Source organism: Bradyrhizobium sp. AZCC 1678, assembly GCF_036924765.1.
Classification (GTDB): Bacteria; Pseudomonadota; Alphaproteobacteria; order Rhizobiales; family Xanthobacteraceae; genus Bradyrhizobium; species Bradyrhizobium algeriense.
Genome location: NZ_JAZHSE010000001.1, coordinates 4,005,242 through 4,021,899 on the forward strand (window position 1 = coordinate 4,005,242; position 16,658 = coordinate 4,021,899).

Genomic DNA, 16,658 nt, shown 5'->3' on the forward strand with positions numbered 1-16,658 from the left:
CGATGGGCGCCTCGATCGCAGAACACGACCACGATGACGACAGCGATTTCGCGGAATCGCATGAGATCAACGTCACGCCGTTCATCGACGTCATTCTCGTTCTCCTGATCATCTTCATGGTCGCGGCGCCGCTGTCGACCGTCGACCTGCCGATCGATCTGCCGACGTCAACCGCGACGCCGCAGAAGAAGCCGGACAAGCCGACTTATGTGAGCATCAAGCCGGATCTCTCGGTTGCGATCGGTGAGAACATGGTTAAGCGCGTCGATCTGGTGCGCTCGCTCGATACGATGCCGGATGCCAGCAAGGAGCGCTACATCTTCCTGCGTGCCGATCGCGCCGTGCCCTATGGCGAATTGATGGACGTGCTCGAAATCCTGCGCGCCGGCGGCTATTCCAAGCTCAAGCTGGTGGCGCTCGAAGGCGTTCCCGATGCAGCGGCGGCGCAAGCTGCGCCGGCAAAACCTTGACCGGCCTCGACCAGCAAAAGCCCTCCCGGCGGCTCTGGATTACAGCCGCGGTGATCGCGCTCGCGCTCCACGTCGGCGGCGCGGCGCTGGCGATCGCGCATTTGCAGACCGAGGAAGCCGATGACGCCCTGGGCGCGACGGCGATCGAGATCGGGCTGGAAATGGCCGCCGTACGCCGCGAAGTGACTGACTTGCCGCCAGGGCCGGATACCGATGCTTCCGCGGCATCGCCCCAGCTCGCCGAGCAGAAGGCGGAAGTGAAAGAGACCGATCTGCCGCAGGACAAGCCGACCGAGCCCGAAGAGGCCGACCGGGTCGTGACCGAGAACGAGTCCAAGAAGCCGAAAGAGGACGACCCGAAGATCGCGGCGGTGCAGACCCAAGCTTCCACCGAGTCGATCGCTTCCGAAGCCACCGCAACTCCGAGTTCAGAGGAAATGCCGGAAGGACAGCGTTCTGTCGCGCCGGTGATCGGCACCGGCGAGAGCGCGCGGCGTGCACGCGCGACCTGGCAGAAGGAGCTGGTCGCGCATCTCGACAAGCACAAGCGGTACCCGAAGGAACGGCAGCAAAAATCCGCCGAGATCCAGATTCGCTTCACGCTCGACCGCATGGGCCACGTGCTCTCGACCGATATCGAAAAGGGCTCGGGCGATACGGCCTTCGACGAGGCCGCGCTGGCGATGGTGCGGCGCTCCGATCCGGTGCCGATGCCTCCGCCTGTCATCGCCGACGAAGGCCTGACTTTCACCCTGCCGGTGATCTTCCGCGTCAAGACCAAGAGCTGACACTACGCTTCTGACTCAATCAGAGACGAAGTTCTAGACCGGATAATGCTGTGGTCCGGTCTGGGTCTCCGCGATCCGGCCTATTTCAATCGCTTCTTCCGTAAGTACCGCGGCGCGTCACCGGGGAGTTATCGCCGGCAGATCCGATTGGAGCATGCGCGTAGCGGCCCTTCCTACGCGGCATGGCCATAAAGCGACGATATCGCGCCGACGGAAGACGCCCGGCGTCAGCGCCAGTAATAGCGGATACTGACATAGACCACGGCGAGGCACGCAAAGATCAGCGCCACTGGAAGCCTTGGTTTTGTCGCCGGGCCGGATGCCGCAGTCTTGGGCCGTGGGGGCGGCCGTCGAAACGCGGTGACGTTGCCGGTATCGGTGGCCGGCTCGCTCGCGCGCGAGGGAATTTCAGGTGGCGTTCCGGAGCCGCCCATCTCGGCATAATAGCTCTTGTATATGAGCTGGACGGTGGCCTCGGATGCGTCCGCCTCGGTCATCCTCGCCAGCAACTGCCGGTAGCCTTCCAGAAAGCTCTGCGCCTCAGCGGGCAGGGCGGAGAATCCATTGAGCTTGGCCATCATTAGCCAGGTTGCAAAATCTGCCCTGGCGCGCGTATCGGCGCGGCGTGCAATCAACATATCGGCAGCTTTTGTCGCCATGGCCCGAGCGGTTCTTCCCTGTCCTTCTTTCTATCGGAAGTTTAGGCGTTGCCGGTGATGAAGAGAAGCGCGCTGATCACATAACCGGTCAGTGTCCGCAGTATCGCCGAAATAACATCAAGATTTAGGCCGAGCTGCGCGCCGATGATGGGAAGCAGGATCAAAAGGCTGATCAGGATCAGCATCCCGTACGGTTCCAGTCGCGAGAGCGGGTATGCCAGCACCCGCGGCAGCAGCCCGACGGCGACTCGGCCGCCGTCCAGCGGCGGGATCGGCAGCATGTTGAAGATCGCCAGCACGATATTGATCAGGAAAGCATTTTTGAGGTTGTCCGCCGTCCATTTGGCGGCGTCTGCCGGCACCAAAGGCAGGGCATGGAAGGCAAACGCCACGATCGTCGCCAGGATGATGTTAGTGGCCGGGCCGGCCAGGGCCACCCAGACCATGTCGAGTCGGGGATGGTTAAGGTTCCGGAAATTCACCGGGACCGGCTTGGCGTAGCCGAACAGGAACGGAGAGTGCGCCAGCAGCAGCACGCCCGGCAGAATCACGGTCCCGAAGGGATCGATATGCTTGAAAGGATTGAAGCTGACCCGGCCGAGCTGCCAGGCGGTATTGTCGCCGAGCTTGTACGCCACAAAGGCGTGCGCGGCCTCGTGGAAGGTGATGGCGATGAGGAGCGGGAGCACCCAGACCGAGATGGCGTACAATGAAATATTCACGTGGTCTCACTCAGTTGAAGGCGATCGGGATGGCGTCGCGGGTTGCGCGCCTCACCGAGATTTCATCAAGATGGTTTGAGATGGTTGAGCGCAGGTGATCCGCGAGTAGCGCGCCCGCTCGTGACAGATTCGCGGTGCGATGCAGGCAAATGTCCGCAGCCGGTAGTCGCGGCATGCCGTCGCGCTCCGACAAAGGGCGCAGCTTCGGCGGAAATGTACCTGCCTTCACGACGGTCACCGCAAGTCCCTGCGCCGCAACCGATTCAACGGCTGCCAGGCTTTGGCTGACGAAAGCCAACCGCCACGGTCGCTTGACCGCATCGAGCGCCTCGATTGCCCATTTTCGGAACAGGCAACCTTGCGGATAAAGCGCAAGCGGCAGCGGGTTCTGCTGCTCGACAGGGTGAAATGCGCCGGTTGCCCAGGCAGCCTGTTCGCGCCGCAGGAATTCACCCTCGCCACTTCCCTCCGGGTGCATCGCAATCACGAGGTCATAGGCATTGCCGAGGCGCGAGGGCATCGAAGAGGTGAGTCCTGTCTCCATCTCGACATGGACCAGCGGATAACAGGCGACGAAGCTCGCCAGCAAGGGCGGGACGATCAAGGTGCCGTAGTCGTCCATCACACCCAGGCGCACGACGCCTTCAATCTTGCGCTCCCGCAGCTTGCCGACGGCCTCGTCGTTCAGCGTCAGGATGCGCCGCGCGTATCCGAGCAGCCCTTCGCCAGCGGAACTCAAGTCGACATTGGCCTTGGTGCGGTTGAACAGCTCCACGCCAAGGCGCTCCTCCAGGCGCTTGATCTGCATGCTTACGGCTGACTGGGTCCGGTGAAGCTGGCTCGCGGCGCGGGTGAAGGAGCGGCTGTCGGCCACCGCCACAAAAGCCTTCAACAGGTCCGGATCGAGGAGGGGCGCACTCATAAGTAAACGTTATTTCTTCTATCACGGAAATGCCATTCCTTGATTACTAGTCCTTCCCTACCTTGCCTGCAAGCTGCAAGGGGGAAATACATGAACGAGGCGTGGGGCGTGCTGGCGGCGGTCCTGTCGAGCGGTCTGGGCGGAACTTCGGTTGCGGCAACCCGCTATCTGGTGAATGCGATCGATCCGCTGGCGATCGGTTCGTTCCGGTTCGGAATCGGGTTTCTGCTGTTGTTGCCGGCGGCGCTTCTGCAGGGCGGCCGGTGGCCACCGCGCCGCGACTGGTCGGGCGTCGCCGGATTGGGTGTACTGTACTTCGCCCTGTTCCCGATCCTGTTCAATGCGTCTCTGATTTTCACGACGGCGGCGCGGGGGGCGCTTGCCTTGTCGACGCTTCCGCTGCTGACGATGGTCGTGGGGGCGCTGCTCGGCAGCGAGGCCCTTACGGCGCGCAAATCGATCGGTGTCGTGATCGCAACGCTTGGAGTTGCCCTGGCTCTTCTGTCGGGTCTTGCTTCCGCGCCGCCGGGAGCCTGGCGCGGCGATCTCCTGATGATCGCGGCAGCCCTCTGCATGGCGCTCTACAGCATCTGGTCCAAGCCGTTCATCGCCCGCTCCGGGCCTATTCCCTTCACGACGGTGTCCATGGGAGTTGGGGCTTTATGCCTTGTCCTGATCTCGTACTGGCGCGGCAGCTTTACGCCCGTTGCGGCTTTCGAGATCCCGCAATGGCTCGCGGCCCTGTATCTCGGCGCCTTCGGCAGCGCGCTGACGTTTTATTTGTGGGCATTCGCGCTGGCGCGCACCACGCCGACCCGCGTCGCGATCTCGGTCACCGTCAATCCGATCACCGCGTCGCTCGTGGGCGCGGCATTGCTGGACGAACCGCTTCGCTGGAATTTGGTTGGCGGCATCGTGACCGTCTTCGCCGGCATCTGGATCGCGACCACCGCAGGCCGGCGTCCTGCGCCGGCCAAGGCATAATCCCGGGCGCCGAATGACCAGAGCAGGATGAGATCAGGGTTGGGCCGCGACGAGCGACCATCTCGTGCCCGCACGCAAGCGGCGTGAGTGCAGGAAACCGGGGCCCATTCTACTTTGCATGGGGTTGTTTTCGCGATTTTGTGTCTGGGCCTTGCGGTGTACCGCCCCAAGCCATCCCGCGCTAGTACGTCGCCCGGCCGCCGGAAATGTCGAACACCGCACCCGTCGAGAATCCGCAATCCTCCGACGCCAGCCACGCCACCATCGCCGCGAGTTCTTCCACCAGCACAAAACGCCCTTTCGGAATCTTCGACAGCATGAAGTCGATGTGCTGCTGCGTCAGCTGGTCGAAGATCGCGGTTTTCGCCGCAGCGGGTGTCACCGCGTTGACCAGGATGTCGTGCTGCGCGAGTTCCTTGCCGAGCGATTTGGTGAGCGCGATCAGGCCGGCCTTCGAGGCCGAATAATGCGCGGCGTTGGGGTTGCCTTCCTTGCCGGCGATCGAGGCGATGTTGACGATGCGGCCGTATTTCTGCTGCAGCATCGCAGGCACCACGGCCTTGCAGCAGATGAAGGGGCCGTCGAGATTGATGCGTAGCACCTTGCGCCATTCGTCGAGGTCGGTCTCCCACACCGTCTTGTTGATGCCGGCGATGCCGGCATTGTTGACGAGGATGTCGATCTTGCCGAGCGCCTTCAACGTTTCGTCGCGGGCCTTCTCGACCGCGGCGAGGTCGGAGACGTCGACCTTGAAGGCCGAGACGGCCGCGCCGATTTCCCTGGCGGTCTTTTCCGCAAACGGCAGGTCGTGATCCCAGATCGCGACCTTCGCGCCGGATGCGACGAAGCGCTCGGTGATCGCGCGGCCAAAACCCTGCGCCCCGCCGGTAACGACGGCGCAACGGCCGTTGAGGTCGATCTTGTTCATGGGGATTTCTCCTGCGTTACAGCGTCCAGCCGCCGTCGATGACGTGCGCGACGCCAGTCGTGAACGCGCTTTCGTCGCTGGCGAGATAGACGGCAAGCGAAGCGATTTCCTCGACCGTGCCGAGCCGTCCCATCGGCTGCCGCGAGATGAACATCTCGCGGCCGTTGGGGCCTGCGGCGGCGGCGCGGTCCAGCATCGAGGGCGTCTCGATGGTGCCAGGGCAGATGCAATTACATCGCACGCCCTTGCCGACGAAGTCGACGGCAACCGAACGCGTCAGCGCGGCGACGGCGGCCTTGGTCGCGCCGTAGACGTAGCGGTTCGGCGCGGCCTTGAACACGCCGGCGGCGGAGGAGATGTTCACGATCGCGCCGCGGCCTTGTTCCAGCATCCCCGGCAGGAATGCGCGGATCGTGCGGTGCATCGACTTGACGTTGAGGTCGAACGAAAAATCCCAGTCCTCGTCGGAGCAATCCAGCACAGTGCCGTGATGCACGAAGCCGGCGGCGTTGAGCAGGATGTCGGTGTTGCCGGCGCGCCTGGCCATGGCAGCGACCGCTGCACTGTCGCGGGCATCGAGCCTGGCCACTTCCGCGATTCCTTCGCCCTTGAGCGCTTCGAGCTTGGCCTCGTCGATGTCGGTGGCGAACACCGTTGCCCCTTCACGCGCAAAGGCCACGGCGCAGGCGCGGCCGATTCCGACGGCGGCGGCGGTGACGAAGGCGCGCTTGCCCTTCAGGCGGTCTGACATTTTTTCTTCTCCTTATCCTTTGGTCATTGCGAGGAGCGAAGCGACGAAGCAATCCATCTATCCCCGCGTGGAGAGGTGGATTGCTTCCGCCTTCGTTCGTTGAGCTACGGCGGACAAGTCGCTGCGCTCGCAATGACGGCGATCAGCTAATGATTATCCCGCGCCACGCCGACCGTGCCCGCAATATTTTGATAGCGGGTGGCGAGCTCCATGCAGGCGCCGGTGGCCTGCTGGCCGACGGTCGAGCGATACACCTCCTGCCACGGCGTCTGGTTGGCTGGGTAGGGGAAGCCGCCCTTGTCCTTCAGCTCGGCGCGACGTTTCTTCAATTCATCGCTCGTGATCAGGATGTTGGCGTCGCCCTTATTGAGGTCGATGCGAACCTTGTCGCCGGTCCGCAAGATCGCGAGCCCGCCATCGGCGGCAGCCTCCGGCGAAGCGTTGAGGATCGACGGTGAACCCGAAGTGCCGGACTGCCTTCCGTCGCCGATGCACGGCAGCGAGAGGATACCGCGTTTGATCAGCGCCGCCGGCGGCTGCATGTTCACCACCTCGGCGCCGCCGGGATAGCCGATCGGCCCGGCGCCGCGGATGAACAGCACACAGTGCTCGTCGATGTTGAGCGAGGGATCGTCGATCCGGTCGTGATAATCCTCAGGCCCCTCGAACACGATGGCGCGGCCTTCGAATGCATTCGGGTCTTTGGGATTGATCAAATAGCGGTCGCGGAATTCCTTCGAGATCACGCTGGTCTTCATGATCGCGGAATCGAACAGATTGCCGCGCAACACCAGGAAGCCGGCGTCCTTCACCAGCGGCTTGTCATAGCTCCAGATCACGTCGCCATCGGGCTTGGCCGCCTCGCGGCAGTTCTCGCCCATGGTGCGGCCGTTGACCGTCACCGCGTCTTCATGGATGCGCTTGTGCGCCATCAATTCGCGCACCACCGCCGGCACGCCGCCGGCGCGATGATATTCCTCGCCGAGATAGAAGCCGGCCGGCTGCATGTTCACCAAGAGCGGAATGTCGTGGCCGTGCTTCTGCCAGTCGTCGATCGAGAGCTCGACGCCGATGTGCCGCGCCAGCGCGTTGATGTGGATCGGAGCATTGGTCGAACCGCCGATCGCCGAATTCACCACGATGCAGTTCTCGAACGCCTTGCGCGTCAGGATGTCGGAGGGTTTGAGATCCTCCCAGACCATTTCGACGATCCGTTTTCCCGTCTCATAGGCGATCTGGCCGCGCTCGCGATAGGGCGCGGGGATCGCCGCGCAGCCCGGCAGCGACATGCCGAGCGCTTCGGCGAGCGAGTTCATGGTCGAGGCGGTGCCCATCGTGTTGCAGTGGCCGACCGAGGGGGCCGAGGACGCCACGATTTCGATGAACTCGTTGTAGTCGATCTCGCCGGCGGCGAGCCGTTCGCGTTGCTTCCAGACAATGGTGCCGGATCCGGTGCGCTCGCCGTTGAACCAGCCGTTCAGCATCGGTCCACCGGAAAGCACGATCGCGGGCAGATTGACAGTCGCCGCTGCCATCAGGCAGGCCGGCGTCGTCTTGTCGCAACCGGTGGTCAGTACAACGCCATCGAGCGGATAGCCGAACAGGATTTCGACCAAGCCGAGATAGGCGAGGTTGCGGTCGAGCGCCGCGGTCGGCCGCTTTCCGGTTTCCTGGATCGGATGCATCGGGAATTCCATCGCGATGCCGCCGGCGGCGCGAATGCCTTCGCGCACCCGGTGCGCCAGTTCGAGATGATGCCGATTGCATGGCGACAGGTCGTTGCCGGTCTGAGCGATGCCGATGATCGGCTTGCCGGATTGCAATTCCTCTCGGGTCAGGCCGTAGTTCAGGTAGCGCTCGAGATAGAGCGCGGTCATGCCCGGATTATGCGGATTGTCGAACCATTCGAGGGAACGTAGCCTCCGGCCTTTGCCATTGGTGGCAGTTTTGTCGTCGTTGTTTTTCACTGGTTCCTCCCGCACTGCAAACTCGTGGACGGCTTAAGTCACGGCAGCGATGCACCATGCCAAGAATTTCATCCGCTGCAACGCGCATGCCTTCTCCCGCCTGAGCCACCCGATCCTAGTTCGGTCCAAAAGATAGCGCTACCATTTTCTGTTTGCGCTCGACCCACGCCGGAGACGGCGATCAAGCGCTTTGCGGTGTCGAACTCTCGCGGACCATCAATTGAAAACCAAGGTCGATAACCGGCTCCCGCGGGCGACGGCCCTCGATCGCGTCGATTACCATCGTGACGGCGTGCCGGCCCATTTCGTAGCGGTTGGTGCGCACGCTGGTAAGCGAGGGGACCGCAGAGGCCGTGAATTCCAGATCGTTGAAGCCGACAATGGCCAAATCGCCGGGAACCGACATCTGCCGGCGCCGGCATTCGAACAGGACGCCGAGCGCGAGGTCGTCGTTGACGCAGAAGACCGCGTCGATGTCGGACGTCCGGGCAAGGAGATCGGCGAACAAAGTTCCGCCGAGCGTGACGGTGGTTGGTACCGACGTGGTGACGATGAGGTTCGGATCGAACAGCGAGGCCCCCTTCATGGCATCACGATACCCTTCGAACCGCCGCTGCACGCGAGGGTCCATTCGCGCGCCGAGAAATCCGATACGGCGGTATCCTTGCTCGAGCATGTGCGAAATTGCCGCAAAAGCCGCGTCGTAATGCGAGAAGCCGACCATCATGTCCACAGGACTGTCGCCGATCTCCATGATCTGCGTGACCGGGCAATTCATGGACTCCAGGATCGTGCGCGATTCCGCAGTCTGGTTGATACCGGTGACGATCAGTCCCGCGGGCTTCTGCGCCCGGAACAGGCGCAGCAGCTTTTCCTCCTGCAGAATGCTGTAGCGGGTATTGGCGAGCTGGATGGTGTAGCGGCTGCCTTCGGAAGAATCGTAGATGCCGCGCAATACGTCGGCGAACACGTTGTTGGTGAGGGAAGGGATGACGACGCCGATGACTTCGGTGCGGTGCGAGGCCAGCGCACGCGCGGCGAGATTGGGCACGTAGCCCAGTTCCTTCACGGCGCTATCGACGCGTTCCCGCTTGCTTAATGACAGCGCTTCTGGATTCCTGAAAAAACGCGATGCCGTGATTGGGCTGACGCCAGCGAGCTTGGCGACCTCGGTGAGGCGGATTTTGCCAGACTTTGTCTGTTTTCGTCCCATCTTGCGCTCATATCACATCAGATTGGACGTTTGAACAATTATTGACAGCGCTACCATCGGATTGCTAAAAACCGCCAAACTGCGGATGATGATGCCCGTTGAATTCGGCTTCCGGCATTAGAGTCGAAAAGACAGCATGGCGCCGCCGCCAACCTGTGGCGCCAGAAAACAGAACATGAGGGAGAGAGTTTGATGTCGTCGGTACAGATTCGCGACGTGCGGAAGTCGTTCGGTAACTTTGAGGTTTTGCACGGCGTATCGATTCCGATCGATGATGGCGAGTTCGTCGTGCTCGTCGGTCCCTCCGGCTGTGGCAAGTCGACCTTGTTGCGGATGCTCGCCGGCCTCGAAAACATCACCTCGGGAACCATTTCGATCGGCGATCGCGTCGTCAACAATGTCCAGCCGAAAGAGCGCGACATTGCGATGGTGTTCCAGAACTACGCGCTCTATCCGCACATGACCGTCGCCGACAACATGGGCTTCTCGCTCAAGCTGCGCGGCGCGAGTGCCGATGAAATCTCGAACGGCGTCAAGCGCGCCGCGGAAATCCTGGCCCTGACGCCGCTGCTCGAGCGCTATCCCCGGCAATTGTCCGGCGGCCAGCGCCAGCGCGTCGCCATGGGCCGCGCCATCGTGCGCGATCCGCAGGTGTTTTTGTTCGACGAGCCGCTTTCCAACCTCGACGCCAAGCTGCGCGTCGCGATGCGCACCGAAATCAAGGAACTGCACCAACGGCTGAAGACCACGACCGTCTACGTCACCCACGACCAGATCGAGGCCATGACCATGGCCGACAAGATCGTGGTGATGCATGACGGCATCGTCGAGCAGATGGGTACCCCGCTCGAACTCTACGACAGCCCGGCCAACCAGTTCGTGGCGGGCTTTATCGGCTCGCCGGCGATGAACTTCCTCAAGGGCCAGGTGAAGTCGAACGGTAGCGCGGGCTTTGAGGGGCCGAATGGCGTCAAGCTGCCGCTGGCGTCGGCACCGGCCAATTCGGAAGGGCGGCCCGCGGTCTACGGCGTCCGTCCCGAACATTTCACCATCGCCGATGACGGCGCCGAAGCCGAGATCGTCGTGGTCGAGCCGACTGGCTCGGAGACGCAAGTGTTTGCCAAGCTTGGCGGCGAGCAGGTCGTCGCCGTATTCCGCGAACGTCATCAATTCAACCCGGGCGACAAGGTCCGGCTGAAGCCAGACCCGGCACTCGTGCATTTGTTCGACGAGCAGACCGGGAAACGACTGAACGCCTAAAAATAAAGTCAAAATTATAAATCAACGGGAGGATGGACCATGCAGGATTTTACCCGCCGCTCTCTGCTTCAGGGCGGCACCGCGCTGGCGGCGGCCGGCGCGCTGACCGGACCGGCATTGCTCGATTTTGCGAAGGCGTGGGCGCAAGCCTCGCCCTGGAAGGCCGAGCCGGGCGCCAAGCTCACCGTGATGCGCTGGAAGCGCTTCGTGCCGGCGGAGGACGAGGCCTTCAACGCCATGGTCGCCGCGTTCAAGACCGCGACCGGCACCGAAATGAACGTGTTCTCGGAGTCGTTCGAGGACGTGCAGCCGAAGGCCTCCGTTGCCGCCAACACCGGCTCGGGTCTCGACCTTGCCTGGGGCCTGCACACGCTGCCGCAACTGTTCCCGGCGCAGGTGCTTCAGCTAAACGACGTCGCCGACTATCTCGGCAAGAAATACGGCGGATGGACCGAAGCGGCTGCGGTGACCTGCAAGCAGGGCAACAACTGGCTCGGCATCCCGGTCGCGACCATCGGCGGCTACATGACCTACCGCAAATCGTCAGTGGAAAAGGCCGGTTTCAAGGATTTCCCGAAAGACTTCCCAGGGTTCCTCGAAATGTGCAAGGCGCTGAAGAAGAACAACACGCCGGCAGGTTTCCCGCTGGGCCATGCCTCGGGCGACGCCAATGCCTGGCTGCACTGGATCCTCTGGGGTCACGGGGCCTACACGGTCGACAAGGACAACAAGGTCATCATCAACTCGCCCGAGACCGTAAAGGCGCTCGAGTACTGCAAGGCGCTCTCCGACACCTTCATTCCCGGCGTCGCGTCGTGGAACGATTCGTCGAACAACAAGGCGTTTCTGTCGGGCGAACTGCATTGCACCGCCAACGGCATCTCGATCTACGTCGCGGCCAAGGACGATCCGACCAAGAAGGAACTCACCGAAGACACATATCATGCGCTGTGGCCGGTCGGCCCGATCGGGAAGCCGACCGAACTGCAGCTCTGCGTTCCGATCCTGGCGTTCAAGTTCACCAAATATCCGAACGCCGCGAAGGCCTTCATCGCCTTCATGCTCGAGAAGGAAAATTACGACAAGTGGCTGATGGGCGCGCGCGGGTATCTCACCCACACGCTCAATGCCTACGATAACTCGCCGGTCTGGACTGCGGATCCGAAGAACCAGGTGTTCAGCCAGGCCAGCAAGCGCGCGTTGCCTGCGTCCGGCATCGGTACGCCAGGCGAGAAGGCGGCAACCGCGATCGCCGACTTCCTGGTGGTCGACATGTTCGCCAACTACGCCACCGGCGCCAAGGATGCCAAGACAGCGATCGCGGAAACCGAGCGTCAGTTGAAGCGCATCTATCGCTAATAAGAACCGGAGCGGATGGCGGGTGACCGCCGTCCGCTCCATTCATTTTCAATCGGGACATCGCCCATGGCTGACATCGCAATCGCGCCACGACGCGCCAAGACGGAGATTCGCGAGGCCAACGCGTGGGACCAGCTCAAGCACAACCGTAACTGGCTGGGCTTCTGGTTCATGGTGCCGGCGCTGGCGTTCCTGATCTTCTTCCTGGCCTATCCGCTGGGCCTCGGCATCTGGCTTTCGTTCACCGACACCCGCATCGGCCGCGTCGGGGCATATGTCGGGACCGAAAACTACGAGTGGCTGTGGGACGACGCGATCTTCTGGCTCTCGGTGTTCAACACGCTATTGTACACGTTCGTCGCGAGCGCCATCAAATTCGGCATCGGACTCTATCTGGCGCTGCTGCTAAACGAGAACATGCCATTCAAGGCGATGCTGCGCGCGCTGGTGCTGATCCCCTTCATCGTACCGACCGTGCTGTCGGCGCTGGCGTTCTGGTGGATCTTCGATTCGCAATTCTCGATCATCTCGTGGTCCTTGAAGCAGATGGGCCTGATCACGCAGAACATCAATTTTCTCGGCGATACCACCTGGGCCCGGATCTGCGTGATCTTCGCCAATATCTGGCGCGGCGTTCCCTTTGTCGCGATCACGCTGCTGGCGGGCCTGCAGACGGTGTCGCCATCGCTTTACGAGGCGGCGATCCTCGATGGCGCGACCAGCTGGCAACGATTCCGGTTCATCACCTATCCGCTGCTGACTCCGATCATCGCTGTCGTGATGACCTTCTCGGTGCTGTTCACCTTCACCGACTTCCAGCTGATCTGGGCGATGACGCGGGGCGGCCCGGTCAATGCCACCCATCTGATGGCGACCTTGTCGTACCAGCGCGCGATCATCGCCGGTCAGTTGGGTGAGGGCGCGGCGATCTCGAGCGCAATGATCCCGTTCCTGCTCGCCGCGATCATGGTCTCCTGGTTCGGGCTGCAACGCCGCAAGTGGCAGCAAGGAGAAAGCAATGACTGATCTCCCCACCTCGCGGATCGATCTCAAGGCCGTGCTGCATAGCTCGGCGCCGACAGTTGCGATGGACGACCACAGCGAGGGCATGAGCTATTTGCAGTCGGTGCCGCGCCGGCTGGTGACGCTCTATCTGCCGCTGTCGATTATCGTGATCGTCCTGCTGTTCCCGTTCTACTGGATGGGGCTGACGGCGATCAAACCGGACGAGCAACTGCTCGACCTCGACAAGTTCAACCCGTTCTGGACCTGGAATCCGACCCTCAAGCACTTTTACAAGCTCCTGTTCGAAAGCCACTATCCGATGTGGCTCTGGAACACGATGTATGTCGCGGTTTGCGCCACCATCCTCTCGATTATCGCCAGCGTGCTTGCGGCCTATGCCATCGTGCGCCTGCGCTACAAGGGCGCCAATCTGGTCGGCGGTCTGATCTTCCTGGCCTATCTGGTGCCGCCGTCGATCCTGTTTATTCCGCTCGCCACCGTCGTGTTCCAGTATGGGTTGTTCGACTCGCCGATGGCGCTGATCCTGACTTATCCGACCATCCTGATCCCGTTCTCGACCTGGCTGTTGATGGGTTACTTCAAGACCATCCCGTTTGAGCTGGAAGAATGCGCGCTGATCGACGGCGCCAGCCGCTGGCAGATCCTGATCAAGATCGTGCTGCCGCTGGCGATCCCCGGCCTGATTTCGGCGTTCATCTTCTGCTTCACGCTGTGCTGGAACGAGTTCATCTATGCGCTCACCTTCCTGCAATCGACCTCCAACAAGACGGTGCCGGTCGCGATCGTCAACGAATTCGTCGACGGTGATATCTATCGATGGGGCTCGCTGATGGCGGGCGCGCTGGCCGGCTCGCTGCCGCTCGTCATCCTTTACGCCTTCTTCGTCGAGCATTATGTGTCGGCCATGACGGGAGCCGTGAAAGAGTGAGCGCTTGAGGCCCGTATCTGATAACAGGGTTCAAAAAGGAGACGGGTCTTGCACATTCTAATTCTTGGTGCCGCCGGCATGGTGGGCCGCAAGCTGACCGAGCGGCTGCTGCGTGACGGCCGCCTCGGCACGCACGACATCACCCGCATGACGTTGCAGGACGTGGTGGCGCCCGCCAAGCCCGCCAACGCCTCGATCCCGATTCAAGTCGTCGCTTCCGATTTTGCCGATCCCGGCGTGGCGGAACCGCTGATCGCCGATCGGCCCGATGTGATCTTTCATCTCGCCGCGATCGTCTCCGGCGAAGCCGAAGCGGAATTCGACAAGGGCTACCGGATCAATCTTGACGGCACGCGCTATCTGATCGACGCCATCCGCCACGCCGGTGGCGGCTACAAGCCGCGGCTGGTGTTCACGTCCTCGATCGCGGTGTTCGGCGCGCCGTTCCCGGAAAAGATCGGTGACGAATTCTTCCATACGCCGCTGACGAGCTACGGCACGCAAAAGTCGATCTGCGAACTCCTGATCAACGACTACACCCGCAAGGGCCTGCTCGACGGCATCTCGATCCGACTGCCGACGATCTGCGTGCGGCCGGGCAAGCCGAACAAGGCCGCTTCCGGCTTCTTCTCCAACATCATCCGCGAGCCGCTGGCGGGCGAGGAGGCCGTGCTGCCGGTCTCCGAGGACGTGCGGCACTGGCACGCCTCGCCGAAATCGGCGGTCGGCTTTCTGGTCCACGCCGGCACCATGGACCTCGATGCGATGGGGCCGCGGCGTAACCTGAGCATGCCCGGCATGTCGGTGACCGTCGGCGAACAGATCGCAGCACTGGATCGCGTCGCCGGTAAGAACGTCACCGCGCGCATCAAGCGGGTACCCGATCCGACCATCATCGGCATCGTCTCTGGCTGGCCGCGCGACTTCGTCGCCGACCGCGCGCTCAAGCTCGGCTTCACCACCGCCGAGAAGACGTTTGACGACATCATCCGGATCCACATCGAGGATGAACTCGGCGGCAAATTCGCGGCGTGAGGTGATCTCGCGCTCATTCGCATGGATGCGGTCATGAGCAAGGTAGCCTGCATCGGCGAGTGCATGGTCGAGTTGAAGCAGGCGGACGGCGGCCTGTTCTCGCGCGGCTATGGCGGCGACACGCTCAATACCGCCGTCTATCTCGCCCGGCTCGGCGTCGGCGCCGATTACATCACCGCACTTGGCGACGACAGCCTTAGCGAGGAAATGGTCGCCGGCTGGGCGGCGGAGGGGGTCGGGACCAGGCGGGTAGTGCGGCTGCCGGGCAAGCTTCCGGGTCTCTACATGATCCAGACCGACGCCAAGGGTGAGCGGCGGTTCTTCCACTGGCGCGACAGCGCAGCGGCGCGCAGCCTGATGGATTTGCCGGAGACGCCGGAGATCCTCGACGCGCTCGCTGGCTATGACGTGGTCTATCTCTCGGCGATCACACTCTCACTGTATGGCGCGGAGGGAAGGGCGCGTCTGTTCGAGGCGCTCAGACGCGCGCGCGAAAATGGCGCACGTTTCGCTTTCGATACCAACTTCCGTGCCCGTGGCTGGCCCGATCTCGACGTTGCGCGCGCCGTTTTTCGGGAGGCCTTCGCCACGGCCGATATCGTGCTGGCTTCCACCGACGATCTGCTGCCGCTCTATCCGGACGTAACCAACGAAGCCTTGCTGGCGCGGGTTCCAGGCGCCGAGGTGGTGTTGAAGCTTTCTGAGCCGGCGAGCATCCTGCGTCTGGGAGGCGTTTCTTATCCGATCAAGGCCAGGCCGGTGGAGGCGCCGGTCGTCGATACCACAGCAGCCGGCGACAGCTTCGCTGCCGCCTACGTGGCCGCGCGCCTCGTGGGCGCGGATCCGCTTGAAGCCGCGCGGGCGGGGCATCGTCTGGCCGGCGTTGTGGTATGTCACCCCGGGGCGATCATCCCGCGCGCGGCGATGCCGTCCGGCCTCGTCCCGAACCACGTCAATTCTCGCAAGGCATCGCCATGACCGCAGCCACCAGGCAGGAACAACTCGCCGCCATCTTCAAGTCCGCCACGGTGATCCCCGTCCTCACCATCGAACGGCTGGAAGATGCCGTGCCGCTGGCCCGCGCGCTGGTTGCAGGTGGTGTGGGCGTGCTGGAAGTCACCCTGCGGACGCCGGTGGCTGTCGAGGCCGCCAAGGCCATGATCGCGGAGGTGCCGGAAGCCATTGTCGGCATCGGCACGATCCTGAACGCCGACGATCTGGCGAGGGCGAGGGCGCTCGGCGCCAACTTCGGCATCAGCCCCGGCGCGACGCCTGAGCTCTTGAAGGCCGCCGCCGCAAGCGACCTGCCGTTCGCCCCGGGGATCGCGACCGCCTCCGAGCTGATGCAGGCGCTGGCGGCCGGCTTCGATCTCGTGAAATTCTTTCCCGCCGAGCAGGCCGGCGGTATCAAGGCACTTCGGGCGCTGGCCGGGCCGTTTCCGAATATCAGGGTCTGCCCGACCGGCGGCATCGGGGAAGCCAATGCAGCGTCCTGGCTGGCCGAGCCGAATGTGGTGGCGGTGGGTGGTTCCTGGCTCTGCCCGGCCGCCGATATCCGGTCCGGCAACTGGGCCGGCATAACCGCCATGTGCACGCGGGCCCTGAAATCCCTGAAACCGGCGTGAAGTCTTTTTCCCAATAGGGTA

Annotated in this window: 17 protein-coding genes; 10 read left to right on the plus strand and 7 right to left on the minus strand. The window is 62.7% G+C overall.

All coding sequences use genetic code 11. The features are described from left to right. Nucleotides 1–2: 2 nt before the first annotated feature. Complete coding sequence (gene exbD, locus V1294_RS18795) at nucleotides 3–470, plus strand: TonB system transport protein ExbD (RefSeq protein WP_334481452.1); 468 nt, start codon at nucleotides 3–5, stop codon at nucleotides 468–470. Beyond that, nucleotides 467–1,258: an energy transducer TonB gene (locus V1294_RS18800; RefSeq protein ID WP_334499217.1), complete on the plus strand. Its 792-nt coding sequence runs from the start codon at nucleotides 467–469 to the stop codon at nucleotides 1,256–1,258. Before exbD ends, V1294_RS18800 begins: the two co-directional genes overlap by 4 nt. A 227-nt stretch (nucleotides 1,259–1,485) precedes the next feature. Here the strand turns inward: V1294_RS18800 and V1294_RS18805 are convergent, their stop codons facing one another. Genes V1294_RS18805 through V1294_RS18815 form a run of 3 tightly spaced genes read right to left on the minus strand, consistent with a single transcriptional unit; the run spans nucleotide 1,486 to nucleotide 3,561 of the window. Then, entirely contained in the window at nucleotides 1,486–1,917 is a 432-nt protein-coding gene (locus V1294_RS18805; RefSeq protein ID WP_334481449.1) for a hypothetical protein, read from the minus strand. 41 nt (nucleotides 1,918–1,958) lie between these two features. Further along, complete coding sequence (locus tag V1294_RS18810) at nucleotides 1,959–2,639, minus strand: site-2 protease family protein (RefSeq protein WP_334499218.1); 681 nt, start codon at nucleotides 2,637–2,639, stop codon at nucleotides 1,959–1,961. Between the two features lie 10 nt (nucleotides 2,640–2,649). Next, the gene (locus tag V1294_RS18815) at nucleotides 2,650–3,561 is read right to left on the minus strand and encodes a LysR family transcriptional regulator (protein ID WP_334499220.1); all 912 of its coding nucleotides are present in this window, start codon (nucleotides 3,559–3,561) and stop codon (nucleotides 2,650–2,652) included. A 90-nt stretch (nucleotides 3,562–3,651) separates the two neighbouring features. Here V1294_RS18815 and V1294_RS18820 point away from each other — a divergent pair, with 90 nt between their 5' ends. Then, entirely contained in the window at nucleotides 3,652–4,545 is an 894-nt protein-coding gene (locus tag V1294_RS18820) for a DMT family transporter (RefSeq protein WP_334499222.1), read from the plus strand. Nucleotides 4,546–4,726: 181 nt separating this feature from the next. Here the strand turns inward: V1294_RS18820 and V1294_RS18825 are convergent, their stop codons facing one another. The 4 genes from V1294_RS18825 to V1294_RS18840 form a co-directional block, all read right to left on the minus strand. Beyond that, the gene (locus tag V1294_RS18825) at nucleotides 4,727–5,473 is read right to left on the minus strand and encodes an SDR family NAD(P)-dependent oxidoreductase (RefSeq protein WP_334499224.1); all 747 of its coding nucleotides are present in this window, start codon (nucleotides 5,471–5,473) and stop codon (nucleotides 4,727–4,729) included. Nucleotides 5,474–5,489: 16 nt separating this feature from the next. Then, a complete protein-coding gene (locus tag V1294_RS18830; protein WP_334499225.1) occupies nucleotides 5,490–6,224 on the minus strand; it encodes an SDR family oxidoreductase in 735 nt (244 codons plus the stop codon). A gap of 146 nt (nucleotides 6,225–6,370) precedes the next feature. Continuing rightward, a complete protein-coding gene (locus V1294_RS18835) occupies nucleotides 6,371–8,191 on the minus strand; it encodes an IlvD/Edd family dehydratase (RefSeq protein WP_334499226.1) in 1,821 nt (606 codons plus the stop codon). Nucleotides 8,192–8,372: 181 nt separating this feature from the next. Beyond that, nucleotides 8,373–9,404: a LacI family DNA-binding transcriptional regulator gene (locus V1294_RS18840; RefSeq protein ID WP_334481437.1), complete on the minus strand. Its 1,032-nt coding sequence runs from the start codon at nucleotides 9,402–9,404 to the stop codon at nucleotides 8,373–8,375. 192 nt (nucleotides 9,405–9,596) lie between these two features. Here V1294_RS18840 and V1294_RS18845 point away from each other — a divergent pair, with 192 nt between their 5' ends. The 7 genes from V1294_RS18845 (at nucleotide 9,597) to eda (ending at nucleotide 16,637) form a co-directional block, all read left to right on the plus strand. Continuing rightward, on the plus strand, nucleotides 9,597–10,664 hold the full coding sequence (locus tag V1294_RS18845; RefSeq protein WP_108513664.1) for an ABC transporter ATP-binding protein: 1,068 nt from the start codon (nucleotides 9,597–9,599) through the stop codon (nucleotides 10,662–10,664). Between the two features lie 39 nt (nucleotides 10,665–10,703). Continuing rightward, nucleotides 10,704–12,023, plus strand: coding sequence for an ABC transporter substrate-binding protein (locus tag V1294_RS18850; RefSeq protein WP_334499228.1), 1,320 nt, complete (start codon nucleotides 10,704–10,706; stop codon nucleotides 12,021–12,023). A gap of 66 nt (nucleotides 12,024–12,089) precedes the next feature. Beyond that, complete coding sequence (locus tag V1294_RS18855) at nucleotides 12,090–13,049, plus strand: carbohydrate ABC transporter permease (protein ID WP_334481433.1); 960 nt, start codon at nucleotides 12,090–12,092, stop codon at nucleotides 13,047–13,049. After that, nucleotides 13,042–13,977, plus strand: a complete 936-nt coding sequence (locus tag V1294_RS18860) for a carbohydrate ABC transporter permease (RefSeq protein WP_108513661.1) — start codon at nucleotides 13,042–13,044, stop codon at nucleotides 13,975–13,977. The genes V1294_RS18855 and V1294_RS18860 overlap by 8 nt, the downstream gene beginning before the upstream one ends. A 48-nt stretch (nucleotides 13,978–14,025) precedes the next feature. Further along, nucleotides 14,026–15,012 carry a D-erythronate dehydrogenase gene (gene denD, locus V1294_RS18865; RefSeq protein WP_334499229.1) on the plus strand — a complete coding sequence of 329 codons (987 nt, stop codon included), beginning with the start codon at nucleotides 14,026–14,028 and terminating at the stop codon, nucleotides 15,010–15,012. Between the two features lie 33 nt (nucleotides 15,013–15,045). Continuing rightward, nucleotides 15,046–15,990, plus strand: coding sequence for a sugar kinase (locus V1294_RS18870; RefSeq protein ID WP_334499231.1), 945 nt, complete (start codon nucleotides 15,046–15,048; stop codon nucleotides 15,988–15,990). Next, nucleotides 15,987–16,637, plus strand: coding sequence for a bifunctional 4-hydroxy-2-oxoglutarate aldolase/2-dehydro-3-deoxy-phosphogluconate aldolase (gene eda / locus V1294_RS18875; RefSeq protein WP_334499233.1), 651 nt, complete (start codon nucleotides 15,987–15,989; stop codon nucleotides 16,635–16,637). The genes V1294_RS18870 and eda overlap by 4 nt, the downstream gene beginning before the upstream one ends. Nucleotides 16,638–16,658: the final 21 nt, after the last annotated feature.

What these genes read in the sequence shown, in the direction of transcription:
- exbD (WP_334481452.1), top strand. Translation starts at nt 3, where the DNA reads ATGGGCGCCTCGATCGCAGAACACGACCACGATGACGACAGCGATTTC.
- V1294_RS18805 (WP_334481449.1), bottom strand. Translation starts at nt 1,917, where the DNA reads ATGGCGACAAAAGCTGCCGATATGTTGATTGCACGCCGCGCCGATACG.
- V1294_RS18815 (WP_334499220.1), bottom strand. Translation starts at nt 3,561, where the DNA reads ATGAGTGCGCCCCTCCTCGATCCGGACCTGTTGAAGGCTTTTGTGGCG.
- V1294_RS18820 (WP_334499222.1), top strand. Translation starts at nt 3,652, where the DNA reads ATGAACGAGGCGTGGGGCGTGCTGGCGGCGGTCCTGTCGAGCGGTCTG.
- V1294_RS18825 (WP_334499224.1), bottom strand. Translation starts at nt 5,473, where the DNA reads ATGAACAAGATCGACCTCAACGGCCGTTGCGCCGTCGTTACCGGCGGG.
- V1294_RS18830 (WP_334499225.1), bottom strand. Translation starts at nt 6,224, where the DNA reads ATGTCAGACCGCCTGAAGGGCAAGCGCGCCTTCGTCACCGCCGCCGCC.
- V1294_RS18840 (WP_334481437.1), bottom strand. Translation starts at nt 9,404, where the DNA reads ATGGGACGAAAACAGACAAAGTCTGGCAAAATCCGCCTCACCGAGGTC.
- V1294_RS18845 (WP_108513664.1), top strand. Translation starts at nt 9,597, where the DNA reads ATGTCGTCGGTACAGATTCGCGACGTGCGGAAGTCGTTCGGTAACTTT.
- V1294_RS18850 (WP_334499228.1), top strand. Translation starts at nt 10,704, where the DNA reads ATGCAGGATTTTACCCGCCGCTCTCTGCTTCAGGGCGGCACCGCGCTG.
- V1294_RS18855 (WP_334481433.1), top strand. Translation starts at nt 12,090, where the DNA reads ATGGCTGACATCGCAATCGCGCCACGACGCGCCAAGACGGAGATTCGC.
- V1294_RS18860 (WP_108513661.1), top strand. Translation starts at nt 13,042, where the DNA reads ATGACTGATCTCCCCACCTCGCGGATCGATCTCAAGGCCGTGCTGCAT.
- V1294_RS18870 (WP_334499231.1), top strand. Translation starts at nt 15,046, where the DNA reads ATGAGCAAGGTAGCCTGCATCGGCGAGTGCATGGTCGAGTTGAAGCAG.
- eda (WP_334499233.1), top strand. Translation starts at nt 15,987, where the DNA reads ATGACCGCAGCCACCAGGCAGGAACAACTCGCCGCCATCTTCAAGTCC.